Origin of the sequence: Aneurinibacillus aneurinilyticus ATCC 12856, from assembly GCF_000466385.1 — a bacterium.
GTDB lineage: Bacteria > Bacillota > Bacilli > Aneurinibacillales > Aneurinibacillaceae > Aneurinibacillus > Aneurinibacillus aneurinilyticus.
In genome coordinates this window covers 1-1042 of sequence record NZ_KE952856.1, presented here as the reverse complement: position 1 = coordinate 1042, position 1042 = coordinate 1, and the positions used below count along the sequence as shown (strand labels likewise).

The following is a 1042-nucleotide window of genomic DNA, read 5'->3' as shown; positions in this document are numbered from 1 at the left end:
TTTTCTCCATTTTTTTGATTTCTTCGTCATCGAATCCGACATAGACGGCTACGATATCGTCTGACCAGTCCAACTGTAGTACCTAAATTGTCCTTTGCTACAATATACGCACCACCACCCATTGGGTAAGCATAAATAGTTTGACGATAAGACAAAATGAGTATTGCTAAAAGGCCAAGAACTGCAAATGAAATGGGAATCGAATACCATAATGCTACTGCGCCCACGGTGATTAAAACTAAAAGAATCTGTTCTGTTCCGTATGCTACAGACGATAAAGCATCTGAAGAAAGTATAGCAAGTGCCTTCAGTTTACTTAGCTTTTCATTTGCAAGCTCATGTGATTTCATTGGCCGCCCGATTAAAAATCGTTTTAATTTTGTTACCATGCTTTTCCTCCGAGGCATTTTTCAAATAGTTTCCCCGGAGTTTCAAAAAAAATCCGGTTGAATATACTGTTTAGCACGGCACTCTATACTGTTTCAATGTTTGCGGAATCTCTGTTTACCCAATTTTCTGTTCCTCTTTAATATACATCCAAGAGGGTAATAAAAAAGAAGCTTGATGAGAAGGAACTTTCTCTCAGCTTCTTGGCATAGTGAAATAAACTATGTCATACTTACGATATACATTGCCATAATTCATGGTATACTCATAAACAACACTCAGGATATCAAAGACCGTTTTTTTCTTATAACGGTGGGATTTTCGCCCGTTTCGCTGTAGGAGGTTGAACAGGCGAAGGAGGATCTTTGATAGCTCTTGGGTGTTTTTTGTGTAGTTTGAAACAGAAGTGGAAAATAGTCCGTAATTATATCAATCGCTTTATATTCACTAAGCTCTCGTTTTTTCTTAGTGAGAAGTAAGTTGTGCATTCGAAACATAGTAGAAGAACAAAGTAAGATGGCAATCAATTGCCCATACATTAGTGATATTGGCCTGAACAGTGGAGCGTAGTTTGTTTCCATCCATATGGTCACTAAATAGACTATAACACGCCTGTTGATGATCCATAAGGTGGAAGAAAGAAGGTGCACGCGTC

1 protein-coding gene and 2 pseudogenes are annotated in these 1042 nt (G+C 38.3%); all 3 read right to left on the bottom strand.

From position 1 onward, the window contains the following. Positions 1-62: 62 nt before the first annotated feature. Positions 63-389, bottom strand: a pseudogene (locus HMPREF0083_RS19185) (amino acid permease); the annotation flags it as partial. A gap of 193 nt (positions 390-582) precedes the next feature. Next, positions 583-926 (bottom strand): annotated as a pseudogene (locus HMPREF0083_RS27390) (hypothetical protein); the annotation flags it as partial. Further along, a partial coding sequence (locus tag HMPREF0083_RS29080; protein WP_209421089.1) for a hypothetical protein occupies positions 853-1042 on the bottom strand: 190 nt, incomplete at its 5' end. The pseudogene HMPREF0083_RS27390 and the gene HMPREF0083_RS29080, both read right to left, overlap by 74 nt.